The organism is Enterococcus mundtii (assembly GCF_002813755.1).
Taxonomy (GTDB): domain Bacteria; phylum Bacillota; class Bacilli; order Lactobacillales; family Enterococcaceae; genus Enterococcus_B; species Enterococcus_B mundtii.
In genome coordinates this window covers 2,008,318-2,033,740 of the sequence record NZ_CP018061.1, presented here as the reverse complement: position 1 = coordinate 2,033,740, position 25,423 = coordinate 2,008,318, and the positions used below count along the sequence as shown (strand labels likewise).

Below are 25,423 nucleotides of genomic sequence, written 5' to 3'. Positions count from 1 at the left end.
TAAATCGTATTTTCAGAAAAGATATAAAAACAGAATAGGAGAACAACGATGGAAAAACAAACTATCACTATTTATGACGTAGCGAGAGAGGCAAATGTTTCGATGGCTACTGTTTCACGTGTTGTCAATGGGAATCCAAATGTAAAACCAGCTACAAGAAAAAAAGTATTGGAAGTCATTGACCGCTTAGATTATCGCCCAAATGCTGTAGCTCGTGGTCTTGCAAGTAAAAAAACAACGACGGTTGGGGTTATCATCCCAGATGTCAGCAATATGTTCTTTGCTTCATTAGCACGTGGGATCGATGATGTGGCAACGATGTACAAATATAATATCATTTTGGCAAATTCAGACGGAAATGACCAAAAAGAAGTCAACGTACTGAACAATCTTTTAGCCAAACAAGTTGACGGTGTGATTTTCATGGGGCATCATATCACAGATGAAATCCGTGGCGAATTCTCACGTTCAAAAACTCCAGTTGTTTTAGCTGGTTCGATCGATCCAGACGAACAAGTAGGAAGTGTCAACATCGACTATACTTCAGCGACAAAAGATGCAGTAACTAAATTAGCTAAAAACGGCAATAAAAAAATTGCCTTTGTAAGTGGTGCATTGATTGACCCGATCAATGGCCAAAACCGTTTGAAAGGCTACAAAGAAGCGTTGAAAGAAAACGGACTGACTTATAGTGAAGGTTTGATCTTTGAATCAAGCTATAATTTTAGAGATGGCTTGTCATTAGTAGAACGTATCCACAATAGTGGAGCAACTGCTGTTTATGTAACGGATGATGAACTAGCAATCGGTATTTTAGATGGCTTGATTGACCGTGGTGTCAAAGTACCAGAAGAATTTGAGATCATCACAAGCAACAATTCTTTATTGACTGAAGTTGCTCGCCCACGCTTGACAAGTATTACGCAACCATTATATGACTTAGGTGCGGTATCAATGCGTCTATTGACAAAAATGATGAACAAAGAAGAAGTAGAAGAAAAAACAATCATCTTACCTTATGGAATTGAAGAAAAAGGTTCAACGAAATAAATCGATTGAGATAAACATCAAGCGATTGATCAAATAAAACGATAACTAAAAGTAGCTGAAATGACAAAGAATCGTCGTTTCAGCTACTTTTTTATGGAAATAACAGGGGCAAAGCTTCACCAAAGATAAGTAAAAACGAATAAAAAATGAGCCTGACCTTGATATCATTTATCAAGATCAGGCTCATTTTATTGTGAGAAAGAGTAGTGGACTCAGATTGTTTTGTTAATCGTCGTCTTTGTCATCCTCTTTGTTCTGTGGATTTTCACGTTCGAATGTTCCGACAGTATTCCAATAATCTTTGTAATTTTCATCTGTTCCACCTACACCAAATTTGAAGGTGCTTTTCTCAGGACCATTTTTTGCCCAAAGTGACTCGACAGTTTTGCTAGGTGTATTGATCGATCTTCGGTCAACGGTCACTTTTCCAGGTAATTGTCCTGTGAAGGCAGAAACGTCTTCTTTCTTCACATCAGAAGCAAGTGTGAATTTCTGATCGGTACCAAAAATCGTTGGGTTTACTTGATACACTTGATTGATTAAATTCGCTAAATATTTGGATGAACGCAATCTTGCTTGGGCATCCATTCCGGTATTATCATCGTGTCCTGCCCAACTACTGATCGTGACAGAGGGTGTGGAGACAACTAACCATGAATCTCGGTAATCATTCGTTGAACCAGTTTTACCGATCCAGTCCGCTTGACCTAAGCTGCCATTGAGACTAGTGATATCATCTTTGAATGGTGTGGTGATCTTTTCATTGATAACGCTACGTAACATATCATTGACGATCGAAGCTGCGGCTTCGGAAAAGACGCGCACTGGTTTAACTTCGTGTTGATAAATGACATTCCCCTCGTTGTCAGTGATTGCATCAATGATATACGCTTGCTGGAATTCGCCATTATTTGCTAATGCCTGGAAGCCATTGGTTTGTTGAAGAGTGGTGACATCGACTGTTCCCAGTGGTGCCGATTCAACGCCCCAGTTAGCATTTGCAGGATAGTTCATTTTTGATAGATACGTTTCGTAGGCGTATTGTTTTGAGCCGCCATTGTTCAAAACATCTTGATATAAATGGTAAGCAGGGATATTGTTCGACCATTCCAATGATTCACGAACTGTTTGGAAGGTATTTGATCCTTTATTCGTCGCATTGACGATGTCTTCTCCGGCATTTGAGCCTTCTTGCCAAGTAGTTGCATAATCAGAAACACGTGATTCTGAACCAACTAAGCCCATATCGATCGCTGGGCCATAAACTAACATCGGCTTGATCGATGACCCGGCTTGTCTTTGAGTATCAAAGGCATGATTATTTTGGTTCAGCGCATAATTACGACCACCGACAAATCCATAAACTCGACCGGTTTTATTATCCATCAGAACGTTACCAGTCTCAACAGGTGTGCCTTTTCCGTCATCAAGTAAGTAACCATAATTGGCAACACCTGCTTGCATCGCATCATAGATGCCTTTGTCGATCGTTGAATGAATCGTGTAGCCTTGATTTTGGATCGTTTGTTCTGCACGTTGATAGTAGGCATTGTAGACGTCTGTATCGGATAGATCTGCGTTATCTTTTTCTCCCAATTGTCTAGCAATGATATCGGTCGCGGCATTCATGACCGTGTAATATAAGAAGTCACGGTCAGTTTGTTCTGCCACTTGTTGACCTAAGAAATCTTTTGTTAAGTCATAGGCTTTTGCTTCTTCATATTGTTCTTTTGTGATTTGGTGTTCACGGTACATGCTAAATAGCACGATGTCTTTTCTTTCTAAGCCGGCAGTAAGGTCTTCTTTCAATGCACCTGTATTGGTATAAGGGCTATAAGTGATCGGACTTTGTGGTAAACCTGCGATAAATGCCGCTTGTGGTAAGGATAAATCGCTCGCATTGACTCCGAAGATCCCTTGCGCGGCTTCTTGGACACCGGCAATATTTTGGCCTTTATTGTTTCTTCCGAAAGGTGAAACATTCAAATAAGTGGAGATGATTTCGTCTTTTGTAAAATGTTTTTCGACTTGAGCAGCCAATAAGATCTCATTTGCTTTACGCTTAAAGGTTGTTTCATCGGTCAAAATCTGTTGCTTGACTAACTGCTGTGTCAGTGTTGATCCTCCAGATGAGCCGATCCCAGTTGCTTCAGAGAAAAGTGCTCGGATCACCGCTTTAGGAACATAGCCTTTATGTTCTTCAAAATATTCATCCTCTGTGCTGATGATCGCAGATTTTAAATAAGGCGACATTTGATCTGAAGGGACGGTTGTCCGCATCAAATCAGTTTGGATCGTCGAGATCTCTGTATTATCGGCATAAACAAGTTTTGATGTTTCGGTTATATTGCCTAACTCAGATTGTAACTCAGATTTGGAAGGTAGCTTTGTATCTTCAACTAGATACGCAAAATAGCCGGCACCGACTCCCACACCTAATGCAGCGAATAGAATGATAAGAACCATGATAAAAACGGTTAATGATTGAAAAACGCGAAAAATGACCTTAGGAACAAACCACTTTTCTTTTGTTCGTCGTGCTTGTTTTCTTCGTGTATTATTACGTGGCAAAGGTTTCACCTCAACTAATGGTTTTATTTCGCTAATTATAGCAAATAATAGAACAAAAAAACAGACATGGCTTTTTTTGTGTCTTTTTTGACCTTTGGTTTGGAGAAAACATTAAAAATTCCTCTAGTTATTTTGTATCTGTTCGGATCATTGGACAGATTTCAAACTTTTCTTTCAAATCCGTTTCAGTTAAGATAAAAGGAGAGTGAACAAATCCATTCACTGAGTGACTAGCCGAGAAGGCTTTATAGGAGGAGTACGATGTTATTAGGTTCACATGTCAGTATGAGCGGTAAAAAGATGTTACTAGGTGCAGCAGAAGAAGCAGCCAGCTATGGTGCTTCTACCTTTATGATCTATACGGGCGCACCACAAAATACCCGTAGAAAACCAATTGAAGAAATGAATATTGAAGCTGGAAAACAATATATGGAAGAAAATGGACTGAAAAATATAGTGGTCCATGCACCGTATATCATTAATTTAGGAAATACAACGAAACCAGAGATGTTTCCTTTTGCTGTGCAGTTTTTAAGAGAAGAAATCGTTCGAGCGGAAGCATTAGGAGCAACTCAGATCACATTGCATCCAGGCGCACATGTCGGTGCTGGAGCAGAGGCAGGGATCGCAAGGATCATTGAAGGGCTAAATGAAGTCTTGACGAAAGAACAGACCGCACAAATCGCCTTAGAGACAATGGCAGGAAAAGGTACAGAGATCGGCAGAACGTTCGAAGAGTTGGCACAGATCATTGATGGGGTGACATTGAATGAAAAGCTATCAGTCACCTTTGACACGTGCCACACGAACGATGCCGGCTATGATGTAGCGAATGATTTTTATGGCGTGATTGAAACGTTTGATAAAGTGATTGGTTTAGATCGCTTAAAAGTACTACACATCAATGATTCCAAAAATCCACAAGGTTCACATAAAGACCGCCACGCCAATATCGGCTTTGGTACGATCGGTTTTGATGCATTGAATAAAATCGTCCATGAACCAATGTTCAAAGATGTTTCAAAGATTCTTGAAACACCATATGTCGGAAAAGATAAAAAATTGGCTTATGCCCCTTACGGGAAAGAAATCGCGATGTTCAAAGCTGAAACCTTTGATCCAGAAGTATTTCCAGAATTATTAGTAGATGTAGAAGCCTGAATAATCTGTAAAGGTTATTAGATAAAGAAAAAAGCCTAGATCACAAAAATATGTAAAAATATTTTTTGTTCATCTAAGCTTTTTTTGTTTAGTTTAAAACCTTTGATCAAGACAACTCTTGTAAACGTTGTTCATAGCGTTTATTTCCCTTATAAAGATCAACGATTGTCCAAGCGAGTAAGGCGAGAACTGCAACGATGATGATGTAAGCGATCCGATCAGCAAGGGCGATTGACGCAGTGGAAGCTTGATCGCCGAAGAAAGCTTCGATTTGTCCTGGGAGTCCGCGCAAGTTTAAATACGTCAAACTGATGACAGAAAACCAACCAAGTATTTTGACGATCAGTGAATTTTTGAAACGGGCGCCCATTTCTGCTTGGCTGTTGGTCATCATCAATAAAGGAATCATTGAAAAAGGCAAGGCAAAAGCTAAGAATACTTGGGACTCATTCATTAGATTATTAAGTGCTGTATGTTCTTCGATCGTGCCTTTGGAGCTAGTGAACAAGACACAAAGTAATACTGGAATGACGGACAATAGTCGAGTGACTAAACGGCGTAACCAGATCGGCATGCGCATATGGATGAAGCCTTCCATAATGACTTGTCCAGTCAATGTACCGGTAATCGTTGAATTTTGACCAGAAGCAAGCAGTGCTACTGCAAATAAGGTTGATAAAATGCCTGATTTTGCTACGGCGATCAAGACGCCGTTACTCATCGCAGATGGATCGGAAAGTGCTTCATACAAACCAAAGAAAGAGGGATCTTGAACTGCACCAGTTTTAAAGACGGCAACCCCCATGATCAATAGAAGTGCATTGACAACGAAAGCCATCGTTAATTGGATATTGGAATCCCATGTCGAGAAACGCACCGCTCTTGCAATATCTTCTGGATCTTTTCGATCGATCTCGCGGGTTTGGGAAACAGCAGAGTGCAAATAGAGATTATGGGGCATCACAGTTGCACCAATGATCCCTAAAGCTCCAGTCAATGGGGTCTCTCCGCCGATTTTTGGTTCTTCAGCAAATGTTTGACTATTAGGGATAAAGCCTTTGAATAGACTGCTCCAATCAGGATTTGAAAGCGCCACTTGGTAGACAAAGACAAATAGGATAACGAAAATCAAACAGACGACTAATGCTTCGATTTTACGAAAACCGATCTTTGTCAAAAGAAGTAAAACAAATACATCCAAGACAGTAATAAAGACAGCTATTGCCAAAGGAATATCAAATAATAAATATAGAGCAATCGCTGCACCAATGACTTCAGCGATGTCTGTGGCCATGATCGCTAATTCGGTCAAGATCCAAAGAATGACCCCTAACGTTTTACTCGTACGAGCACGAATCGCCTGTGCCAGATCCATTTGGCTGACGATCCCAAGTTTGGCAGCCATATATTGTAGTAACATAGCAATCAAGCTGGACATCAGAATAACTGACATCAATAAGTATTGGAAATTTTGCCCACCGGTGATCGATGTTGACCAATTACCTGGGTCCATATAGCCGACTGCTACGAGTGCACCAGGTCCGGAATAGGCTAGTAAGGTGCGAAAGAAACTTTTTCCTTTTGGTACTTTGACCGTACCGTTTACTTCTGAAAGGGATAACCCATTAGTGTGTTCAATCCATTTATGTTTATTTTCGTGATTATTCAAATGAAAACCACCCTTCTATTTCTTTTCGAATTCATTCTACACCCAGAGACGAAAAAATAAAAGAAAAAAATTCGGCTAACCTAAAAATTAAATGTGGCTTACTTTCTAAATGGGTGTATTTGTATAATCATGAAATAAAAATGACTTTTTTTACATATTCTTAAGAAAACGCCTTTCTTTTTTTTGTAAGTTTTAGTAAAATGAATCATTGAGAGCAATTAGGAAAAGGAAAGGAGAGATTTACATGGTATCAAACGGAATCGTTGTACTTATTGCAGTTATTGCATTGTTAATCGGCGCAGTCGGTGGATTCTTTCTTGCGCGTAAATATATGAAAGATTACTTAGAAAAAAATCCTCCCGTTAATGAGGAAATGTTAAGATCAATGATGATGTCTATGGGGCAAAAACCATCTGAAAAGAAAATTCGTCAGATGATGCAACAGATGAAGAACCAAGGGAAGAAGTAGGTTCTTATTCGACAACATCAAAAAGCGGGCTGATTGATTTCAGCTCGCTTTTTTCTTTTTCTTCATTTGAGAAAAGCGCATTCATGCCGATCAACGATTATTTTTTATAAATGGTATGACGATCATATTTTTTCGATTGTGATCAACGATATCTGAGGATACAATTCAACCTCGGAAATAAAGGAAATTTTTAGGAGTTAGAAGGAGGAAATATATGTCGATTTTCAGAAAATTGGGTTGGTTTTTTAAACAAGAGAAAAAGCACTATTTGATTGGCGTATTTTCTTTGTTCGCGGTGGCATTAGTGCAGTTGATCCCACCTAAAGTCATCGGGATCATTATCGATGAAATCGCCGATCAAAACATCTCGATGCAAATCATTGCATTGTGGATAGGCGTATTGATCATTGCGGCCTTTTTGCAATATCTTTTTCGCTATATTTGGCGAATGAACATTTGGGGCAGTGCAGCTAGGCTTGAAAAAGAATTACGCCAGCGTCTATTTGCTCATTTTACGCGAATGGATAGTTTGTTCTATCAAAAATACCGGACGGGTGATTTGATGGCTCATGCAACGAATGATTTGAACGCCATCCAAAATGTAGCTGGTGCAGGAATTTTAACATTTGCAGATTCAGTGATCACTGGAGGCACGACGATCATTGCGATGGTTCTATTCATTGATTGGCGCTTGACATTGATTGCATTGATCCCATTGCCATTATTAGCAGTTACTTCAAGGATCTTAGGCTCAAAATTACATGATGCGTTTCGTGATTCACAAGAAGCCTTTTCAAGTATCAACGATAAAACGCAAGAAAGTATCACAGGTATCAAAGTCATCAAAACATTTGGTCAAGAAAAACAAGACTTGGAAGATTTCCAAGAAAAGATCGATGATGCCATTGAGAAAAATAAGCGAGTAAACTTTTTAGATGCGCTTTTTGATCCATTCATCACATTGATCATTGGCTTGTCATATGTGGCAACCATTATTTTAGGTGGACGTTATGTCTTGGATGGTACGATCTCAATTGGACAGATGGTTTCCTTTATCAGTTATATCGGCATGCTTGTCTGGCCAATGTTTGCGATTGGACGTCTGTTCAATGTACTAGAGAGAGGGAATGCTTCGTATGATCGTGTCAATGAACTATTGCATGAGAAAACACATATCGTCGAAAAAGTAGGAGCAGAAATGACACCAGCAAAAGGTGAGTTGAATGTGGCAATCACACAATTTACCTATCCAGACGATGAACAGCCAGCGTTAGAACACATCAAATTTGCGATCAATGAAGGTGATACGTTAGGCATCGTTGGTAAAACAGGTGCCGGTAAGACGACGATCATCAAATTATTGATGCGTGAGTATGACCATTATCAAGGAGAAATCCAATTTGGCGGACGAACGATCAGAGACTACTCACTAGATGCCTTGTTGCGCTCGATTGGTTATGTGCCACAAGATCATTTCTTGTTTTCGATGACGATCCTAGATAATATTCGCTTCTCCAATCCACAGAAATCACCAGAAGAAGTGGAAGAAGCAGCGGAATTGGCGTATATCAACAAAGAAATCAAAGGACTGCCAGAAGGGTACCAGACAATGGTCGGTGAACGTGGGGTCTCCCTTTCTGGTGGACAGAAGCAACGGTTGTCGATTGCTCGTGCATTGATCCAAAGTCCCGAATTATTGATTTTGGATGACGCATTATCCGCTGTTGATGCTAAGACAGAAGAAGCAATCTTACGGAACCTTAAAGCAGAACGGAAAAACAAAACCACGATCATTGCTGCCCATCGTTTAAGTAGTGTCATGCACGCCAATGAAATCATCGTCATCGATCATGGTCGGATCATTGAACGTGGCACACATCAAGAGTTGTTAGCTCTTGGTGGTTGGTACGAACAAATGTGGCAGAAACAACAATTAGAAGCAAAAATTGAAGGAGGTGGCGAATAATGGAAGATCAATATCAGTCGGAATGGTCAAAATCCATGACCTATAAAGAACAAGCTTCGATCATTAAACGGTTGATGCAATTTGCTAAACCCTTTCGCTCGACATTCATCATTGCGATTTTATTTGCTTTAGTATTATCAGTCATCAATGTGCTATTGCCAAGGATCATCCAAACATTCATGGATGAGCATCTAGCGAAGCAGTCAGCAACGACACAAGTCATCCTTTTCTTTGCAGGGCTTTATCTATTTGGAGTCATCATCAAAAGTATCATCTGGTTTTTCCAATGGTATCTCTATTCGATGGCGTCATTGAAGACCTACCAACATATCCGTGTAAAGTTGTTTGAGAAACTGCATACACTAGGAATGCGGTACTTTGACCAAACGCCAGCTGGATCAACTGTTTCTCGTGTGACCAATGACACAGAAACACTGTTTGAATTTTGGTATGTCTTTCTGATGGTTTTAACAGGAATTTTTGCCGTGATTTCTTCATTTATTGCGATGTTTCAAATCAATCAAAAAATCGCGCTATGGTGTCTGATCTTTTTACCGATTTTAGGAGTAGTGATCTGGTATTATCAAAAATTCAGTTCAAGGATCTATCGAAATATGCGTGAACGCTTGAGTCAATTGAACACAAAACTAAATGAATCGATTTCTGGGATGCGGATCATCCAACAATTTCGTCAAGAATCGCGTTTAGCAAAAGAATTTGAGGAAGTCAATGAAGAGTATCTAGCGACTCGCTATGCCATGATCAAGACAAATTCGATTCTTTTGAGTCCAATCATCAGTTTTTTATATGCTTTAGCAATTGCCTTGACTTTGACATTGTTCGGACTCGATGCGTTACATTCACCAGTTGAAGTCGGTTTGATTTTTGCTTTCACCACCTATGTTCAAGGATTCTTTAATCCGATGTCACAAATGATGGACTTCTTGAGTGTCTTTACGGATGGAACAGTCGCAGGTAGCCGTATCTTGAAAATCATGGATACGGAAGAATATGCACCACAGCAAAAGGAATCAGCGGATCGGACGATCACTGCTGGAAAAATCGAATTTCGCAATGTCAGCTTCTCTTATGATGGAAAAAACAATGTATTGAACAATATTTCATTTGTTGCTAATCCAGGAGAAACTGTCGCATTAGTCGGACATACAGGAAGTGGAAAAAGTTCGATCATCAATGTGTTGATGCGTTTTTATGAGTTTTATGAAGGACAGATCTTGATTGATGATCACGACATTCGTGAGTATCCAATTGCTGAATTACGCAATAAAATGGGCCTAGTGTTACAGGATGCGTTCTTATTTTACGGGGATATCGCTGGAAACATCCGAATGATGAATCCTGAGATCACAGATGAACAAATACGTGAAGCCGCTGAGTTTGTCCAAGCGAATCAGTTCATCGAAGACTTACCGAAAGGGTATCATTCAAAAGTGATTGAAAGAGGGGCAAGCTATTCGAGTGGGCAACGCCAATTGATCACGTTTGCTCGAACAATTGTAACGGATCCTAAAATCTTAGTTCTGGATGAAGCAACGGCGAATATCGACACAGAAACAGAAGTGTTGATCCAAGAAGGACTTGCGAAGATGCGTCAAGGTCGGACAACGATTGCTATTGCTCATCGTCTGTCGACGATCCGCGATGCAGAGTTGATCCTCGTATTAGATAAAGGACATATCGTTGAGCGAGGCAACCATGAAACACTATTAGCCGAAGAAGGGCTATACGCAGATATGTACAAATTACAAAGTGAGTAACAGGGAAGAATAAAGGTATCTGTTTTTGAAACACTTGTATCGTAAACCGTGATAAAAATAGTTAGCCTCAACTCATAAGTCTTGAATCCCCAAAAACGTGCCAACTTTTGGGGATCAAGGCTTATTTTTTATGACTTGATTGCCAGCAGTGTGATTCAAATCAAAAAAGTCCATCGGCTATTCTTACTATCCGGTTAATGGCTGTTCTGGGGGAGTGGTAGTTTCCATGTTAACGTGAAAGAATTTTTTTTAGAAATATAGGAATAATACAAAAGAAAGCGTTGACATTTTAAAATTGTTTCGCTACTATGAAGAAAAGAACATACTGTTGGATAGTGATTGCATCACGCAAGCTAAACCTAATCAGTCACCATGAATCGATTCCATGGCTGACTTTTTGGGTTTTTTTGTTTTTTTAGGAGTGACAATCATAGAAAGGGGATATTATGCGGATTGAAAAAATTCTAAATAATAATGTCGTTGTCACAAGGGACAAATTAAATCGAGAAATGATCGTTATGGGAAAAGGATTAGCATTCAAAAAAAAGATTGGTGATGCTATTTTAGAAGCGGGTGTGGATAAAGAATTTCATTTGACAGATGATCGACTCTCGAGGCATTTTCAAAAATTAGCGGAGGATATCCCGATGGAATACCTCGAACTCTCCTACGAGATCATCGAGTATACGAAAGAAAAGTTAGATGTGACATTGAATGAATCCATTTATATTTCATTGACCGATCATTTATACAATGCGATCAAACGTTATAAAACCGGCGTTGGATTACCTAATGTTTTATTATATGATATCAAGCAATTATTTCCGAGAGAATACCAAATAGGTAAAAAAACGATTGAAAGAGTCCATCATAAATATGGATTTGATTTATCCGAAAATGAAGCTGGATTCATTGCCCTTCATTTAGTCAATGCACAATCAGAACAAGATAGTATGAACAATATGTACCAGTTTACGAAAACCATTCAGGATATTTTGAATATCGTTCGCTATTATTATCAAACACCCTTTGATGAAGAATCGATTTATTTTTTCCGATTTGTCACGCATCTTCGTTTTTTTCTCAGCCGTGTGATGAACACGTCCCTTACCCAAGAAGGTGAGGTCGAGGAAGAACTGATCCAGATGATCCAGCGAAAATACCAAACGGCTTCTGGCTGCGTGGACAAAATCGCTTTATTCTTACAGGAAACATTTAATTATCATATGTCAGACGATGAAATTGTCTACTTAACGATCCATCTGGCTCGTTTGGCAGATAATAATCATTTAAAAAATCACTAAAAGGAGGGCCGTGGGTTCAACGAATGAGTACCAAAGGATAGTGACATTGAGTTGGCTAAACCTTCAATCAAACAATTGGAGGAAAAGAACATGGGAAAATACCAAGATTTAGCAAAAGAAATCGTGAAATATGTTGGCGGAAAAGAAAATATCAGTAGTTTGACGCACTGTGTGACTCGCTTGCGTTTTCGGTTAAAAGACGAAAGTAAAGCAGATGACGAGACATTGAAGAATATGGATGGTGTCGTGACCGTCATGAAAAGCGGTGGGCAATACCAAGTAGTCATTGGTAATCATGTACCAGACGTATATGCAGATGTATTAAGTGTAGCAGGGATTTCAGAAGATGCGGAATTAGCCCCTGCGAAAGGCAATATATTTAATCGTTTGATCGATATTTTAAGTGGTTGTTTCCAGCCTTTCTTAGGAGCTTTAGCAGCTGCCGGGATGGTCAAAGGATTGAATGCATTATTTATCTTTTTAGGATTCTATGAGCAGACTTCCGGAACTTATATCATGTTAAATGGGATCGGTGATTCGATCTTTTATTTCATGCCAGTTATTTTAGGGTATACAGCAGCTAAAAAATTCAAATTGAATCCAATGGTCGGCATCGTCATCGGTGCAGCCCTTGTCTATCCGACCGTACAAGGACCGGCATTACAAAGTGGCTTTGAAGCAGCCAATCAAGGTGCTGCAGCGCCGCTTAGCCTTTTAGGATTGCCCGCGTATGAAAGTTTCTTGGGTATTCCCTGGGTAGGAGCTTCTTATACATCAAGTGTCATTCCTGTCATCTTTATCATTGCTTTTGCCGGACAAGTGCAAAAATTTGCGAAGAAGATCGTTCCAACAGTTGTCCAAACATTTGTTGTTCCTTTTATGGTCTTATTGATTGCTCTACCGATCGGCTTTTTGGCGATTGGCCCAATCGTCAGCTTGTTAACAGAGTGGTTGAGTGCAGGTTTCCAAGCATTGATGGATTTTTCACCAGCATTATATGGTGGGGTCCTAGGTTTCTTCTGGCAAGTATTAGTTATCTTCGGTCTACATTGGAGTATCATTCCTTTGGCGATCATGCAGCTGGCACAAAATGGCTCAAGTCAAATGCTGGTAGGTGTTTTTGGGGCAAGTTTTGCACAAACTGCCGTTGTGTTAGCGATGTACTTCAAGTTTAAAGACAAGAAAATGAAAGCCTTATGTATGCCTGCCTTTATCTCAGGAATCTTTGGCGTAACAGAACCAGCCATCTATGGAATCACTTTACCTAAAAAGACCCCGTTCATTTATTCAATGATTGGTGGCTCGCTCTCTGGTATCTATTTGATGATGAGTGGTACGACAGGTTATACAATGGGTGGACTGGGCATCTTCGGAGTGGTGAACTTCATTAGTGGTAGCGATGCAAGTGGCATGTACAATGCCTTTATCGGTATTGCAATTGCAGCAACGATTGGTTTTACTTTGACTTTCTTGTTATGGAAAGATACGGAAGAAGTAGTACCTGAGAAAAAAGAAAGTAAAATCAAAGAAATCGTCAAAACACCGATCCAAGGCGGTATTGCATCTTTAAGCGAAGCAAAAGACCAAGCATTTGCTAAAGGCGCGTTAGGAAGAGGAATCTTGATCTATCCAGAAAAAGGGGAAGTTGTTGCACCATTCGATGGGACAGTGATGACGCTATTTCCTTCAAAACATGCGATCGGTTTAGTTTCTGAAAGTGGATTGGAACTGTTGATCCATGTTGGTTTAGACACTGTACAATTGCAAGGGAAACATTTTGAATCTTTTGTGAAACAAGGGGATAAAGTGAAACAAGGAGACGTCTTATTGCGATTTGATATCAATGCAATCGAAAGTGAAGGCTATAGCGTAGAAACCCCTGTCATTATTACCAATTCAGCAGATTACCTGGATATCGTCGAGAATCAATCGAAGATCGTGACGAATGGGGATGAGTTGATCACAGCGTTGACTTGATGAGTTTAAATCCTTTAAAATCAAGGTTTTAGAAAGTTAGCTTGGTGTTAAAGAGCATTTTTCCACAGGAGGATGTTTCTAAGTACCTGATTCCAAAAAAAGTCGTAACATCCGAGAATCTCCTCTCATATTTTGGATGTTACGGCTTATTTTCTTAGAAGTTCAGCTATTTAATTAGAGAGTGAATTTCAAGGAGCAACATTGTTCTGAACGAATCTTTCTGATCGTTCCCGCTATAAAAGTAGACTAATCGCCATCTTCGATTGCATCGGTAAATAGTTCTTCTTTCATGATGGATGAACTGATCTGCCGTGTATCGACTTTTTGACCGACTTCGATCAAATAATCAAGGTTCTCACGATAATGTTCAGCAAAGACACAACTATATAAAACATCCAACAAATAGGAGATCGACGTATTGATCGTGAAACTACTGATTTTTGAGTACAATCGTTCACGTGTTGTCAGGCGCAATACCACATCGCTCGCTGTGGACAAACTGGACTCACCGATGCTCGTCAACGATAAAATCGGCACATTTTTTTCTTTCAAAATTTCAGCAGTCCGAAGCATCATCTGGTTTTCTCCCGTATAGGAGATCAAGATTGCACAGTTTTCAGGCTGACAATTGTAGGCATCGTAATAAGACTCACCAGAAGTTGGCACAATGGTCACTTCTTGTTTGATCCGATTCATTTTCAATTTGAAGGATTGAGCGATCAAGGTGTTGGTGTCACTCGAAAATAATACGATTTTATTGGCTCGTAGCAGAAGTTGTTTTGCTTGTTGGAGATCGTCGTGCATCAACAAGGATAACGTATCTTGGATCGTCATACGTTCAAGTGCCGCAATCCGATTAGCGATCGTCATGATGCCTTCATTTTCGGAAAAAGGGAGATTGGCGTCCACTTCTTGAAAGTTGCCTTGCAGATATTCTGTTTCAGCGATGAACGCATCTCTAAAATCCACCCATCCATTAAACCCCATTTTTTTGGCGATCCGAATCAAAGTAGAAGGATGGACATAGCAAGTTGCTGCAATTTGTTGAATCGTTCGATCGGCCAGAGTTGTTTCATTGGCTTGGAGAAAACGGATGACTTCGCTTTCTGAAGGTGAAAAGTTGATTTGTTTAAGCTTTTCCTTTAATAGCATAATTCGATCCTCTTTTTTACGTTTTTAGTTAAAAGTATGTAAAATAATTGTAAACGGTATTATTAAGTGTGTCAATGGAACAAATCAAAGAGAAGTAATTCCTTTACTCGCTAATTTTGATTAAAAGATTAGGCTTTATTTGTTTTTTTTTATTATTTTTCTTTTTGTTATGCGCAATAAATTTACAAAAAATCACAAGAATATCGATCATTTTGTAAATGATTATTCAAAGTAATCAAAAAGTATTGTGACTTTTATTTACAAAAATGATAATAGAGTTGTAAAAAAGACGAAGGAGTGAGTGTATGAATCAAGGAATCAAGATCGCGACAATTGGTGGCGGAAGTAGTTATACACCGGAATTAATGGAAGGTTTTATCAAACGTTACGATGAATTGCCGATTCGTGAAATCTGGTTAGTCGATATCGAAGCTGGGCGTGAAAAACTAGCGATCGTCAGTGAAATGGCCCAACGGATGTGGGATGCTTCTCCATATGACGTGAAAATCTATGCGACCTTGGATCGTGAGGAAGCATTGAAAGATGCGGACTTTGTCACTACACAATTTCGGGTCGGTCAATTGGATGCTCGTGTAAAAGATGAACGTATCCCTGCTTATTACGGTATGTTGGGGCAAGAAACCAATGGTGCTGGTGGGATGTTCAAGGCGTTTCGGACGATCCCAGTCATCTTAGCAGTAGTTGAAGATATGAAACGCCTTTGTCCGAACGCTTGGTTGATCAATTTTGCTAATCCAAGCGGTATGGTGACTGAAGCAGTCGTTCGTTATGGGAAATGGGACAAAGTGATTGGATTGTGCAATGTACCAGTAATGGCAATGATGACAGAGCCAGTCATGATCAGTGAAAAGAAAGAAGAGTTGATTTATAAATTTGCTGGGCTGAACCATTTCCATTGGCACAAAGTAGCGGATGCAAAAGGAAATGATCGTACCGAAGATTTGATCGAACAACTTTATGCGGAAGATAACGGGCTGCCAAAAAACATATTCGATGTGCCATTCTTTAGAGAACAACTCGATCAGATGAAAATGATTCCTTGTGGCTATCACCGCTATTACTATCGTGAAGAAGAAATGTTGGAGCATGCGTTGGAAGAATACCACACGATCGGAACGCGAGCACAACAAGTCAAACAAACAGAAGCGGAATTGTTTGAGCTATACAAAGATCCGCAACTCGATCATAAACCAGAACAATTACAACAACGAGGCGGTGCCTATTATTCGGATGCCGCATGTGAAACGATTGCTTCGATCTATGGCAATAAAGAAACTCAAATCGTTGTCTCAACGAAAAACAATGGGGCTGTGCCTGATCTACCAGCAGACTGTGTCGTTGAAGTAACAGCTTATGTAGGTGCGCAAGGAGCAAGAAGTGTTGCTTTTGGTTCATTACCTGCAGCAGAACGTGGTTGGTTACAAGTGATGAAAAATATGGAGTTATTGACGATCGAAGCAGCTGTCACAGGTGATTATGGGACGGCGTTACAAGCCTTTACGATCAACCCATTAGTTCGTTCTGGTAAAACAGCAAAACGTATGATGGATGAATTATTTATTGCTCATCAAGAGTATTTACCACAATTTAAAGAAGCCATCGATCGCTTAACAGCAGAAGGCATCGAAGTGCAAGATGAATTAGCAAGAGAATTGTCAGAAAAACGTGTAGTGGAAGGAGTATAACAACGATGGGATTTAGAAAAGATTTTTTATGGGGTGGCGCAACAGCTGCCAATCAATGTGAAGGTGGATACGACGAAGGAGGGCGCGGCTTAGCCAATGTAGATGTCGTGCCGATTGGTCCAGATCGTTTTCCAGTGATTACCGGTCAACAAAAAATGTTTGAGTTTGATGACGAACATTTTTATCCAGCAAAAGAAGCCATCGATATGTACCATCACTATAAAGAAGATATCGCCTTATTCGCAGAAATGGGCTTTAAAACATACCGTCTATCGATTGCCTGGAGCCGTATTTTTCCATTAGGTGATGAGAAAGAGCCAAACGAAGAAGGGTTGAAATTCTATGAAGATGTCTTTAAAGAATGTCAAAAGTATGGGATCGAACCCTTAGTAACGATTACTCATTTTGACTGCCCAATGCATTTAGTCAAAGAATACGGGGCATGGCGTTCGCGTGAATTAGTCGGATTTTATGAAAATCTTTGTCACGTGATCTTTAACCGCTATAAAGGATTAGTAAAATACTGGTTGACCTTTAATGAAATCAACATGATTTTACATGCACCGTTCATGGGTGCTGGCTTGTATTTTGAAGAAGGCGACAATGTAGAGCAAGTCAAATATCAAGCAGCTCATCACGAGTTACTAGCGAGTGCGATTGCAACAAAAATCGCGCATGAAGTCGACCCTGAGAATAAAGTCGGCTGTATGTTAGCTGCGGGGGCTTATTATCCTTATTCATGTAAACCAGAAGATGTCTGGGCTTCACGCCAAGCAGACCGCGAAAACTACTTCTTTATCGATGTGCAGTCAAGAGGAGAATACCCAGCATATGCGCTAAAAGAAATGGAACGCCAAGGCATCGAGATCAAAATGGAACCAGGAGACTTAGAATTATTGAAACAACATACCGTTGATTTTATTTCATTCTCGTATTATTCTTCTCGTGTTTCAACAACCGATCCAAAATTATTAGAACAAACCGCAGGAAATATCTTTGAATCAACGAAAAATCCTTATTTAGAAGCAAGTGAATGGGGCTGGCAAATTGACCCATTAGGTTTACGGGTAACCTTGAATGATATTTATGATCGTTATCAAAAGCCATTGTTTATTGTCGAAAATGGGTTGGGCGCGGTAGATACTCCGGATGAGAATGGCTATGTGGAAGATGACTATCGCATTTCATATCTTGCTTCACACATCCAAGCGATGAAAGATGCAGTCGAATTAGATGGTGTTGATCTTTTAGGTTATACGACTTGGGGCTGTATCGATCTGGTTTCTGCTGGAACTGGTGAAATGAAGAAACGCTATGGTTTTATCTATGTTGATCGTGACAATGAAGGCAATGGTACATTGAAACGGACAAAGAAAAAATCATTTGATTGGTATAAACAAGTGATTGCTTCGAATGGTGAAAATCTAGCGAACAAATAGGATAGAATAAGAATGTCTATTGTTTTTGTCTATCGATTTCGAGTATAATATATCTATTCGAAACTCGTAGGCAGAACAATAGACTTTTTGTGTGATTGGCTGTAAAGTAGGCTTACTTGATTTTAAAACGGAGGAATCTACATATGTATGATGTAATCGTAATTGGCGCAGGGCCTGCTGGTATGACCGCTGCTCTATATGCTTCAAGATCAAACTTATCAGTAGCGATGATCGAACAAGGGGCACCTGGCGGGCAAATGAACAATACCGCAGAAGTAGAAAATTATCCTGGATTTGATTCGATCATGGGTCCAGACCTTGCGTATAAAATGTATGAAGGTGTTTCACGATTTGGAACTGAAAATGTCTATGGTATCGTCCAAGATATCAAAGATCATGGCAACTATAAAGAAGTCATCTGTGAAGACAAAAGTTACGAAGCGAAAACAGTCATCATTGCAACTGGTTGTATCCATCGTAAACTAGGGGTACCAGGCGAAGAAGAATATGCTGGACGTGGTGTTTCTTACTGCGCGGTTTGTGACGGTGCATTTTTCCGTAACAAACGCTTAGTCGTGATTGGTGGTGGCGATTCTGCGGTAGAAGAAGCTGTGTATTTGACACAATTTGCTTCAGAAGTCGTTATCGTTCATCGTCGTGATGAATTAAGAGCGCAAAAAATCATCCAAGATCGCGCATTTGCGAACGAAAAAATCTCATTTGTTTGGGATACGATCACTGATGAGATCATCGGAAATGATATGGTCGTTACTGGTGTCAAAGGGCACAACGCAAAAACAGGGGAAGCAATCGAATTAGCAGCTGACGGTGTGTTCATCTATGTTGGACTAGATCCGTTGACTGAACCTTTCCGCAAAGCTGGGATCACAAATGATGCTGGCTGGATTCCAACAGATCAAGACATGCGTACGAACATGCCTGGTGTATTTGCCATTGGCGATGTACGAGAAAAAGATCTACGCCAAATCACTACAGCAGTAGGCGATGGCGGGATTGCTGGACAACAAGTATATAAATACTTGGAAGCTTTAGAAGAAACGCCAAAAGCATAATGCTCGTTTATTGATAAAATAAGATCGAAAGCGTCTAGAAAATCAAAATCGATGAGCTAGATGATTAGATATCTTCAATAATTGAATAGACGGTGGAAGTAACTACTATGTACAATGAACCGTACTATCCTAAAATAGTTTCTACTATTTTAGGGATGGTACGGTTTTTTTGTGCTGAACGACTTTTTCACTCAGGTCAGAGGGCTTCTTTCACAGCCTAGATAAACGGTGTTCAAGAAGCTGACCTTCAACATTAAGCTGATAAATCAAAAAATATGAAGAGCTATTTTCTGATTTCTCATCTTACTGCTCAGGTCAGAGCGCTTCTTTCACAACCTTTTCTTATGCTTTGCTATCTAAAAAGAGAATGCTATACTTAGAAAGGAACATATTTTTAGAAAGAGGTGTCAGCTTCATGTCTTGGAAACAAGTTTACGAGCAATGGGCAACTGAAGAATCATTAGAAGAAAATTTAAAAAAACAATTAAAAGAATTAAGTGAAAATCCTGAAAAATTAGAAGATGCGTTCTACGCACCTTTGGAATTTGGTACAGCAGGAATGCGCGGGATCTTAGGGCCTGGAATTAATCGAATGAACATCTATACTGTACGTCAAGCAACAGAAGGGCTTGCACAATTTATGGATGAACAAGGAGCAGAAACAAAAAAACGTGGGGTAGCGATCGCTTATGATTCACGTCATCAATCGCCAGAATTTGCGATGGAAGCGGCAAAAACTTTAGCGCAACATGGTATTCCATCTTTTGTCTTTGAAAGCTTACGACCAACCCCAGAGCTTTCATTTGCGGTTCGTCATCTTAACGCATTCGCTGGGATCATGGTTACAGCTTCTCATAATCCAGCGGCATATAATGGCTATAAAGTCTATGGCGAAGATGGTGGACAAATGCCGCCTGCTGATGCAGACGCATTGACAAAATATGTACGAAACATCAGCAATCCACTAAAAGTAGAAGTTTTAGCAGAAGAACAAGCAAAAAATAGTGATTTGATCACGATCATCGGCGAAGAAATCGACCAAGCGTACTTGGAAGAAATCAAAGCAGTGACGATCAATCATGAATTAGTAGAAACATTAGGGAAAGAATTGAAGCTAGTCTTCACGCCGTTACACGGAACAGGTAAAATGTTAGGTGAGCGTGCGTTGACTCAAGCGGGATTTGAACAATTTGTCTTGGTTCCTGAGCAAGCAGTCGCTGACCCAGACTTCACCACAGTCAAATCACCAAATCCAGAAGAACACTCTGCTTTTGAATACGCAATCCGTTTAGGCGAAAAAGAAGGCGCAGATCTATTGATTGCTACTGATCCAGATGCCGATCGTCTAGGTGCAGCTGTACGCTTGCCAGACGGTTCATACAAAGTATTGACAGGAAATCAAATCGGCGCTTTGCTTGTCCAATATATCCTGGAAGCTCACCAAGAAAAAGGAACACTGCCAGAAAATGCGGCGGTCTTGAAATCAATCGTTTCAAGTGAACTACCGACAGCAATCGCTAGACATTATGGTGTAGAAATGATGAACGTCTTGACTGGCTTCAAATTTATTGCTGAAAAAATCCAACAATTTGAAGAAACAAAGGCGCATACATTCATGTTTGGTTTTGAAGAAAGCTACGGTTATTTAGTCAAACCATTCGTTCGCGATAAAGACGCGATTCAAGCACTATTATTATTAGCAGAAGTTGCTGCATTTTATAAAAAACAAGATAAGACCCTTTATGATGGGTTACAATCGATTTTTGAAACGTATGGCTATTATGCAGAAAAAACAATTTCAGTCACAATGAGTGGTCAAGAAGGTTCAGCGAAAATTGCTGCACTGATGGAGAAATTCAGAAAAGATGCACCAACTGAATTTGCTGGAGAAAAAGTTTTACAAACAGAAGATTTCAAGGCACTAACAAAAACAGATGCCCAAGGAAATGTAGAAAAACTAACGACTCCACCTTCAGATGTATTGAAATATACACTAGAAGAAGACGGTTGGATCGCGATTCGTCCTTCTGGAACGGAACCAAAAATCAAATTTTATATTGGTGTCAAAGGTGATTCAAACGAAGCAGCACAAGAAAAAATTGCTGCACTTGAAGCTAGCATCAAATCAATGACAGAAGAATAAACAGTTGAGACTGACGAAAAAAGTGGTACACTTTAGTAGTCAGTCTTTTTTTGGAGGTGAATCGTTTGTCGGGGAATCAAAACATTAAAGTAGAAAAAGTGAGTCAATTATTCAAGGTATTAAGTGATCCGACACGTTTGAATATTTTACTTTATTTAAAAGATGGTGAAAAAAATGTGACGTCGATCAGTCAATCTGTTCAAATGGAACAATCGGCTGTGTCTCATCAATTACGCTTGTTACGTGAAAACCATGTGGTGAAATCACGACGTGAAGGAAAAACGATCCTTTACAGTTTGGATGACTTTCATGTATTAGATATTTTAGAACAAACGATCAAACATGTAGAGCATCAAAAGAACTAACTAAAGTCATTAAAAAAAGGATTTGAAAGACGCTGATGCGCCGATCAAACCCTTTTTTTATTATTTAAAAAGATAAGAGATTTCTACTTTTCTTCCGAAGTTTCTGTGCCGTAATAGCTATGGTCTTCCAGCTCTAACTCATTCAAGATCAATGAAGCTGTTTCTTCAATAGAAAGAGAAGCAACATTGATGACGACACACCCTAATTTTTCATAAAGTTCATTGGCAAATTCCAATTCTGCACGAATTTTTTCGATATCGGAGTACGCAGTATCTGGATTCAGGCCATATGAACGCATGCGTTCTTTACGAATGTTATTTAAAATATCAGGGTTATTTGTTAATCCAACAATCTTCTTCGGATCGATTTCCCACAACTGTTTAGGGATATGAGCTTGAGGTATCAGTGGGAGATTCGCTACTTTTAAATTTTTATTGGCTAAAAACAAACTTAACGGCGTTTTAGAAGTTCTGGAAACACCAAGTAAGACAACATCGGCTTCCAAAAAACCTCGAGGATCTTTTCCGTCGTCATATTTCACCGCAAACTCCATCGCTTTGATCCGTTTAAAATAATTTTCATTCAATAAGTGAAGTGCCCCTGGTTGACGTGTCGGTTTGATACCAGTCAAGCGCTCAATTTCTGCAATTGGGGGGGTCAATACATCAAAGCTGTATAATTTGTTTTTTTGACAAAATTCATTTGTTAAATCCACCAATTCTTGGTTGATCAATGTATGGAGAACTAATGCTTGTTCTGACAATGCATCATTTAGTGCGCGTTGCAACGTCTCTGGATCAGTCACAAATGTTCGTCGAAATAAACTAAATTCGATGGATGGATATTGCGCCATTGTGGCTTGGGCTAATTTTGTCGCTGTTTCACCTGCAGAGTCGGAAATGACAAAAAAGGTGACGACTTCATTTGATTCGGCAGTCATAAATAAAAAACCTCGCTTGCTTTTTTTTTAGGTTTATTATACCATACTCGAGTGTACATACTTCGTAATCATTTTGATTTGGGGGATAATGATGAATAAACAAACATTGATTGAACAATCTTTAGAAACATTGAAAAATAACGGGTTCAAATACACGAAAAAGCGAGAAGCATTACTCGCATATTTAATCAAACGAAATCGTTACGTCTCTGCAAAAGAAGTCTTTGACTATATGAGTCAGGAATTTAAAGGAGTCAGCTATGATACGATCTATCGTAATTTACATGACTTTTCAGAGTTAGATCTTTTGGAAGAAACGGATCTAAATGGAGAAATGAAATTCCGTTTTCATTGTTGTCAAGGCGAGATTGGGCATCATCACCACTTCATATGTACCGTTTGTGGGACGACAAAAGAAATCCATATGTGCCCAATGAATTATTTTGAAGAACAACTCAGTGGGTGTACCATTGAAGGGCATCGCTTTGAGATATTTGGACGCTGTGAGAGCTGTCAATAATAATTTTCAATAAAATAACAGGTGATTATTTAAAAAAATCATAAGATTCTCTTGACGGTCAAAACTGCTTTAGCTATAATGTTTATAGAACAGTCTTGTTTCTTGAGATTAACATTTCAATAACAATTACGGTTACTTTTTAAGCTCGGAGGGAGGGAATTAATATGTCAAAAACAGTCGTTCGCAAAAACGAATCACTTGACGATGCTCTTCGTCGCTTCAAACGTTCCGTGTCAAAAGCGGGTACTTTACAAGAATCTCGTAAACGTGAATTCTACGAAAAACCAAGTGTAAAGCGTAAGAAAAAATCTGAAGCAGCTAGAAAACGCAAAAAATTCTAGTTCTTTGATGAATTGGAGTTGGTAGTGTGTCACTACTAAGTAGATTGAACGATGACATGAAGACAGCGATGAAAGCTAAAGATAAAGAATCTTTACAGGTGATTCGTATGATCAAGTCATCTATACAAAACGAGCAAATTAAAGAAGGTCACGACTTGACAGAAGAAGAAGAACTAACAGTGTTGTCTCGCGAAATGAAACAACGCCGTGATTCTTTGCATGAATTCGAGGAAGCTGGACGTGACGATTTAGCTGAAAAAGTGAAAAGTGAAATTGTGATAGTCGAAAAGTATATGCCAGAGCAACTTTCTGAAGAAGAAATTCGACAACTTGTTCAAGATGCGATCACGCAAACAGGTGCTTCATCTGCAAAAGAATTTGGTAAAGTCATGGGAGTCATCATGCCTAAAGTCAAAGGAAAAGCTGATGGAAATCAAGTAAATGCTATCGTAAAAGAACTATTGCAGTCTTAATCTTAGCAAACGAAACTACGGACGCGAAAGTGTCCGTAGTTTTTTTGTGTTCATTAAAAGAATAGTTTTTTGATCAATATTTTTTTGTTTAAAAACATTTGTTGTTACTTGGCAAAAGATTCATAGATTAAAATAAATCGGACAACTGATGTTCAAAGTCAGGTATCTCTGCTAGTTACTAAATGATTAGGTTGTTTTAGTTGAAGAACGTTTTGTCTCAGTAATCCAAATTAAAACTTTTTTCTCAAGTCGTCTCATTTTATTCGCTATATAGTTTTTCATGATTATGGTAGAATAGGTAAGAACGATTTGAAATAAAGGAGATGTCTATTTTTGACAGAAGCGTCTAGTTCTTTGGATATTAGATTAACAGCTACTGATGATATCAGTATGCTTTTAGGGTCACATGATAAACATATCAAACTGATCGAAGAAACAACTGAAACAACGATCCACACAAGAGGTGAAGTGATCCAGATCATCGGGGAAGAAACCGATATTTCTTTGGCTGCTTCCGTGATCCGAACGTTACAAGAATTGATCAAACGAGGGATCCATATCAGTATGCCTGATGTGGTCACTGCCTTGAAAATGGCTCAAAAAGGGACATTGGACTATTTTGTTGAGATGTATGAACAAGAGATCGTCAAAGATCGCAATGGCAAACCGATCCGTGTCAAAAATAGCGGACAAAAAAAATACGTCGATTCTGTCGCCAAACATGATGTGGTCTTTGGTGTAGGACCAGCTGGTACTGGGAAAACATTTTTGGCTGTCGTATTAGCGATTGCTGCCTTAAAGAAAGGCGAAGTCCAAAAAATCATCTTGACTCGTCCAGCCGTCGAAGCAGGTGAAAATCTTGGATTCTTACCTGGAGATCTGAAGGAAAAAGTCGATCCATATTTACGACCAGTTTATGATGCACTGTACCAGATTTTTGGGTTGGATCATACCAATCGTTTGATGGAGCGAGGAATCATCGAGATTGCACCACTTGCATATATGCGTGGTAGAACGTTAGATGATGCCTTTGTGATTTTGGATGAGGCGCAAAACACAACAGTCGCCCAAATGAAAATGTTTTTGACTCGGCTTGGCTATCAGTCAAAAATGATCGTCAATGGGGACACGAGCCAAATCGATTTACCAAAAGGGACAATGAGCGGATTGATCCATGCAGAACGAACACTCAAACAAATCAAAAAAATCGATTTTGTGAATTTTGAAGCTAGTGATGTCGTTCGTCACCCTGTCGTGGCAGAAATCATCAAAGCTTATGAAAAAGCGGATCTTCATCAAGAATAGCTTTTTTAGGAGGATTACCA

Annotated in this window: 20 protein-coding genes; 16 read left to right on the top strand and 4 right to left on the bottom strand. The window is 39.4% G+C overall.

The features are described 5' to 3' along the window. Window positions 1–48 precede the first annotated feature (48 nt). Entirely contained in the window at window positions 49–1,050 is a 1,002-nt protein-coding gene (ccpA, locus tag EM4838_RS09560; protein WP_023520019.1) for a catabolite control protein A, read from the top strand. Between the two features lie 225 nt (window positions 1,051–1,275). Here the strand turns inward: ccpA and EM4838_RS09555 are convergent, their stop codons facing one another. Then, the gene (locus EM4838_RS09555; RefSeq protein ID WP_065096318.1) at window positions 1,276–3,621 is read right to left on the bottom strand and encodes a transglycosylase domain-containing protein; all 2,346 of its coding nucleotides are present in this window, start codon (window positions 3,619–3,621) and stop codon (window positions 1,276–1,278) included. 261 nt (window positions 3,622–3,882) lie between these two features. On the opposite strand from EM4838_RS09555, the gene EM4838_RS09550 reads away from it, so the two are divergent. Further along, window positions 3,883–4,782, top strand: a complete 900-nt coding sequence (locus EM4838_RS09550; RefSeq protein WP_019723118.1) for a deoxyribonuclease IV — start codon at window positions 3,883–3,885, stop codon at window positions 4,780–4,782. A 106-nt stretch (window positions 4,783–4,888) separates the two neighbouring features. On the opposite strand, the gene EM4838_RS09545 is transcribed toward EM4838_RS09550, so the two are convergent. Next, window positions 4,889–6,451, bottom strand: coding sequence for an Nramp family divalent metal transporter (locus EM4838_RS09545; RefSeq protein WP_023520012.1), 1,563 nt, complete (start codon window positions 6,449–6,451; stop codon window positions 4,889–4,891). 244 nt (window positions 6,452–6,695) lie between these two features. On the opposite strand from EM4838_RS09545, the gene EM4838_RS09540 reads away from it, so the two are divergent. The 5 genes from EM4838_RS09540 to EM4838_RS09520 all read left to right on the top strand — a co-directional run bounded on the left by EM4838_RS09540 (window position 6,696) and on the right by EM4838_RS09520 (window position 13,945). After that, the gene (locus tag EM4838_RS09540; protein WP_010734944.1) at window positions 6,696–6,920 is read left to right on the top strand and encodes a YneF family protein; all 225 of its coding nucleotides are present in this window, start codon (window positions 6,696–6,698) and stop codon (window positions 6,918–6,920) included. A 214-nt stretch (window positions 6,921–7,134) separates the two neighbouring features. After that, complete coding sequence (locus tag EM4838_RS09535; RefSeq protein ID WP_071866770.1) at window positions 7,135–8,886, top strand: ABC transporter ATP-binding protein; 1,752 nt, start codon at window positions 7,135–7,137, stop codon at window positions 8,884–8,886. Then, the gene (locus tag EM4838_RS09530) at window positions 8,886–10,664 is read left to right on the top strand and encodes an ABC transporter ATP-binding protein (RefSeq protein ID WP_071866771.1); all 1,779 of its coding nucleotides are present in this window, start codon (window positions 8,886–8,888) and stop codon (window positions 10,662–10,664) included. The genes EM4838_RS09535 and EM4838_RS09530 overlap by 1 nt, the downstream gene beginning before the upstream one ends. Window positions 10,665–11,110: 446 nt before the next feature. Then, on the top strand, window positions 11,111–11,968 hold the full coding sequence (gene licT, locus EM4838_RS09525) for a BglG family transcription antiterminator LicT (RefSeq protein WP_019723114.1): 858 nt from the start codon (window positions 11,111–11,113) through the stop codon (window positions 11,966–11,968). A gap of 90 nt (window positions 11,969–12,058) precedes the next feature. After that, on the top strand, window positions 12,059–13,945 hold the full coding sequence (locus tag EM4838_RS09520) for a beta-glucoside-specific PTS transporter subunit IIABC (protein WP_071866772.1): 1,887 nt from the start codon (window positions 12,059–12,061) through the stop codon (window positions 13,943–13,945). A 246-nt stretch (window positions 13,946–14,191) separates the two neighbouring features. Here EM4838_RS09520 and EM4838_RS09515 read toward each other — a convergent pair whose 3' ends face one another. Further along, the gene (locus EM4838_RS09515) at window positions 14,192–15,097 is read right to left on the bottom strand and encodes a MurR/RpiR family transcriptional regulator (RefSeq protein ID WP_071866773.1); all 906 of its coding nucleotides are present in this window, start codon (window positions 15,095–15,097) and stop codon (window positions 14,192–14,194) included. A gap of 305 nt (window positions 15,098–15,402) precedes the next feature. On the opposite strand from EM4838_RS09515, the gene EM4838_RS09510 reads away from it, so the two are divergent. The 5 genes from EM4838_RS09510 to EM4838_RS09490 all read left to right on the top strand — a co-directional run bounded on the left by EM4838_RS09510 (window position 15,403) and on the right by EM4838_RS09490 (window position 21,823). Continuing rightward, the gene (locus EM4838_RS09510) at window positions 15,403–16,803 is read left to right on the top strand and encodes a 6-phospho-beta-glucosidase (RefSeq protein WP_071866774.1); all 1,401 of its coding nucleotides are present in this window, start codon (window positions 15,403–15,405) and stop codon (window positions 16,801–16,803) included. Window positions 16,804–16,808: 5 nt separating this feature from the next. Continuing rightward, window positions 16,809–18,242: a 6-phospho-beta-glucosidase gene (locus EM4838_RS09505; RefSeq protein ID WP_019724140.1), complete on the top strand. Its 1,434-nt coding sequence runs from the start codon at window positions 16,809–16,811 to the stop codon at window positions 18,240–18,242. 143 nt (window positions 18,243–18,385) lie between these two features. Next, window positions 18,386–19,315, top strand: a complete 930-nt coding sequence (gene trxB, locus EM4838_RS09500) for a thioredoxin-disulfide reductase (protein ID WP_071866775.1) — start codon at window positions 18,386–18,388, stop codon at window positions 19,313–19,315. Window positions 19,316–19,730: 415 nt separating this feature from the next. Further along, window positions 19,731–21,458, top strand: coding sequence for a phospho-sugar mutase (locus tag EM4838_RS09495; RefSeq protein ID WP_034687360.1), 1,728 nt, complete (start codon window positions 19,731–19,733; stop codon window positions 21,456–21,458). Window positions 21,459–21,523: 65 nt separating this feature from the next. After that, entirely contained in the window at window positions 21,524–21,823 is a 300-nt protein-coding gene (locus EM4838_RS09490) for an ArsR/SmtB family transcription factor (protein WP_065095735.1), read from the top strand. Window positions 21,824–21,906: 83 nt separating this feature from the next. Here the strand turns inward: EM4838_RS09490 and EM4838_RS09485 are convergent, their stop codons facing one another. Further along, on the bottom strand, window positions 21,907–22,764 hold the full coding sequence (locus tag EM4838_RS09485; protein ID WP_010734955.1) for a pyruvate, water dikinase regulatory protein: 858 nt from the start codon (window positions 22,762–22,764) through the stop codon (window positions 21,907–21,909). 91 nt (window positions 22,765–22,855) lie between these two features. On the opposite strand from EM4838_RS09485, the gene EM4838_RS09480 reads away from it, so the two are divergent. From EM4838_RS09480 to EM4838_RS09465, 4 genes are all read left to right on the top strand, one after another. Further along, a complete protein-coding gene (locus EM4838_RS09480; protein ID WP_010734956.1) occupies window positions 22,856–23,284 on the top strand; it encodes a Fur family transcriptional regulator in 429 nt (142 codons plus the stop codon). A gap of 164 nt (window positions 23,285–23,448) precedes the next feature. After that, complete coding sequence (gene rpsU / locus EM4838_RS09475; protein ID WP_002356740.1) at window positions 23,449–23,625, top strand: 30S ribosomal protein S21; 177 nt, start codon at window positions 23,449–23,451, stop codon at window positions 23,623–23,625. A gap of 26 nt (window positions 23,626–23,651) precedes the next feature. Then, a complete protein-coding gene (locus tag EM4838_RS09470) occupies window positions 23,652–24,098 on the top strand; it encodes a GatB/YqeY domain-containing protein (RefSeq protein ID WP_010734957.1) in 447 nt (148 codons plus the stop codon). Window positions 24,099–24,431: 333 nt separating this feature from the next. Then, window positions 24,432–25,403, top strand: a complete 972-nt coding sequence (locus EM4838_RS09465) for a PhoH family protein (protein WP_010734958.1) — start codon at window positions 24,432–24,434, stop codon at window positions 25,401–25,403. Window positions 25,404–25,423: the final 20 nt, after the last annotated feature.

What these genes read in the sequence shown, in the direction of transcription:
- ccpA (WP_023520019.1), top strand. Translation starts at nt 49, where the DNA reads ATGGAAAAACAAACTATCACTATTTATGACGTAGCGAGAGAGGCAAAT.
- EM4838_RS09550 (WP_019723118.1), top strand. Translation starts at nt 3,883, where the DNA reads ATGTTATTAGGTTCACATGTCAGTATGAGCGGTAAAAAGATGTTACTA.
- EM4838_RS09540 (WP_010734944.1), top strand. Translation starts at nt 6,696, where the DNA reads ATGGTATCAAACGGAATCGTTGTACTTATTGCAGTTATTGCATTGTTA.
- EM4838_RS09535 (WP_071866770.1), top strand. Translation starts at nt 7,135, where the DNA reads ATGTCGATTTTCAGAAAATTGGGTTGGTTTTTTAAACAAGAGAAAAAG.
- EM4838_RS09530 (WP_071866771.1), top strand. Translation starts at nt 8,886, where the DNA reads ATGGAAGATCAATATCAGTCGGAATGGTCAAAATCCATGACCTATAAA.
- licT (WP_019723114.1), top strand. Translation starts at nt 11,111, where the DNA reads ATGCGGATTGAAAAAATTCTAAATAATAATGTCGTTGTCACAAGGGAC.
- EM4838_RS09520 (WP_071866772.1), top strand. Translation starts at nt 12,059, where the DNA reads ATGGGAAAATACCAAGATTTAGCAAAAGAAATCGTGAAATATGTTGGC.
- EM4838_RS09515 (WP_071866773.1), bottom strand. Translation starts at nt 15,097, where the DNA reads ATGCTATTAAAGGAAAAGCTTAAACAAATCAACTTTTCACCTTCAGAA.
- EM4838_RS09510 (WP_071866774.1), top strand. Translation starts at nt 15,403, where the DNA reads ATGAATCAAGGAATCAAGATCGCGACAATTGGTGGCGGAAGTAGTTAT.
- EM4838_RS09505 (WP_019724140.1), top strand. Translation starts at nt 16,809, where the DNA reads ATGGGATTTAGAAAAGATTTTTTATGGGGTGGCGCAACAGCTGCCAAT.
- trxB (WP_071866775.1), top strand. Translation starts at nt 18,386, where the DNA reads ATGTATGATGTAATCGTAATTGGCGCAGGGCCTGCTGGTATGACCGCT.
- EM4838_RS09495 (WP_034687360.1), top strand. Translation starts at nt 19,731, where the DNA reads ATGTCTTGGAAACAAGTTTACGAGCAATGGGCAACTGAAGAATCATTA.
- EM4838_RS09485 (WP_010734955.1), bottom strand. Translation starts at nt 22,764, where the DNA reads ATGACTGCCGAATCAAATGAAGTCGTCACCTTTTTTGTCATTTCCGAC.
- EM4838_RS09480 (WP_010734956.1), top strand. Translation starts at nt 22,856, where the DNA reads ATGAATAAACAAACATTGATTGAACAATCTTTAGAAACATTGAAAAAT.
- rpsU (WP_002356740.1), top strand. Translation starts at nt 23,449, where the DNA reads ATGTCAAAAACAGTCGTTCGCAAAAACGAATCACTTGACGATGCTCTT.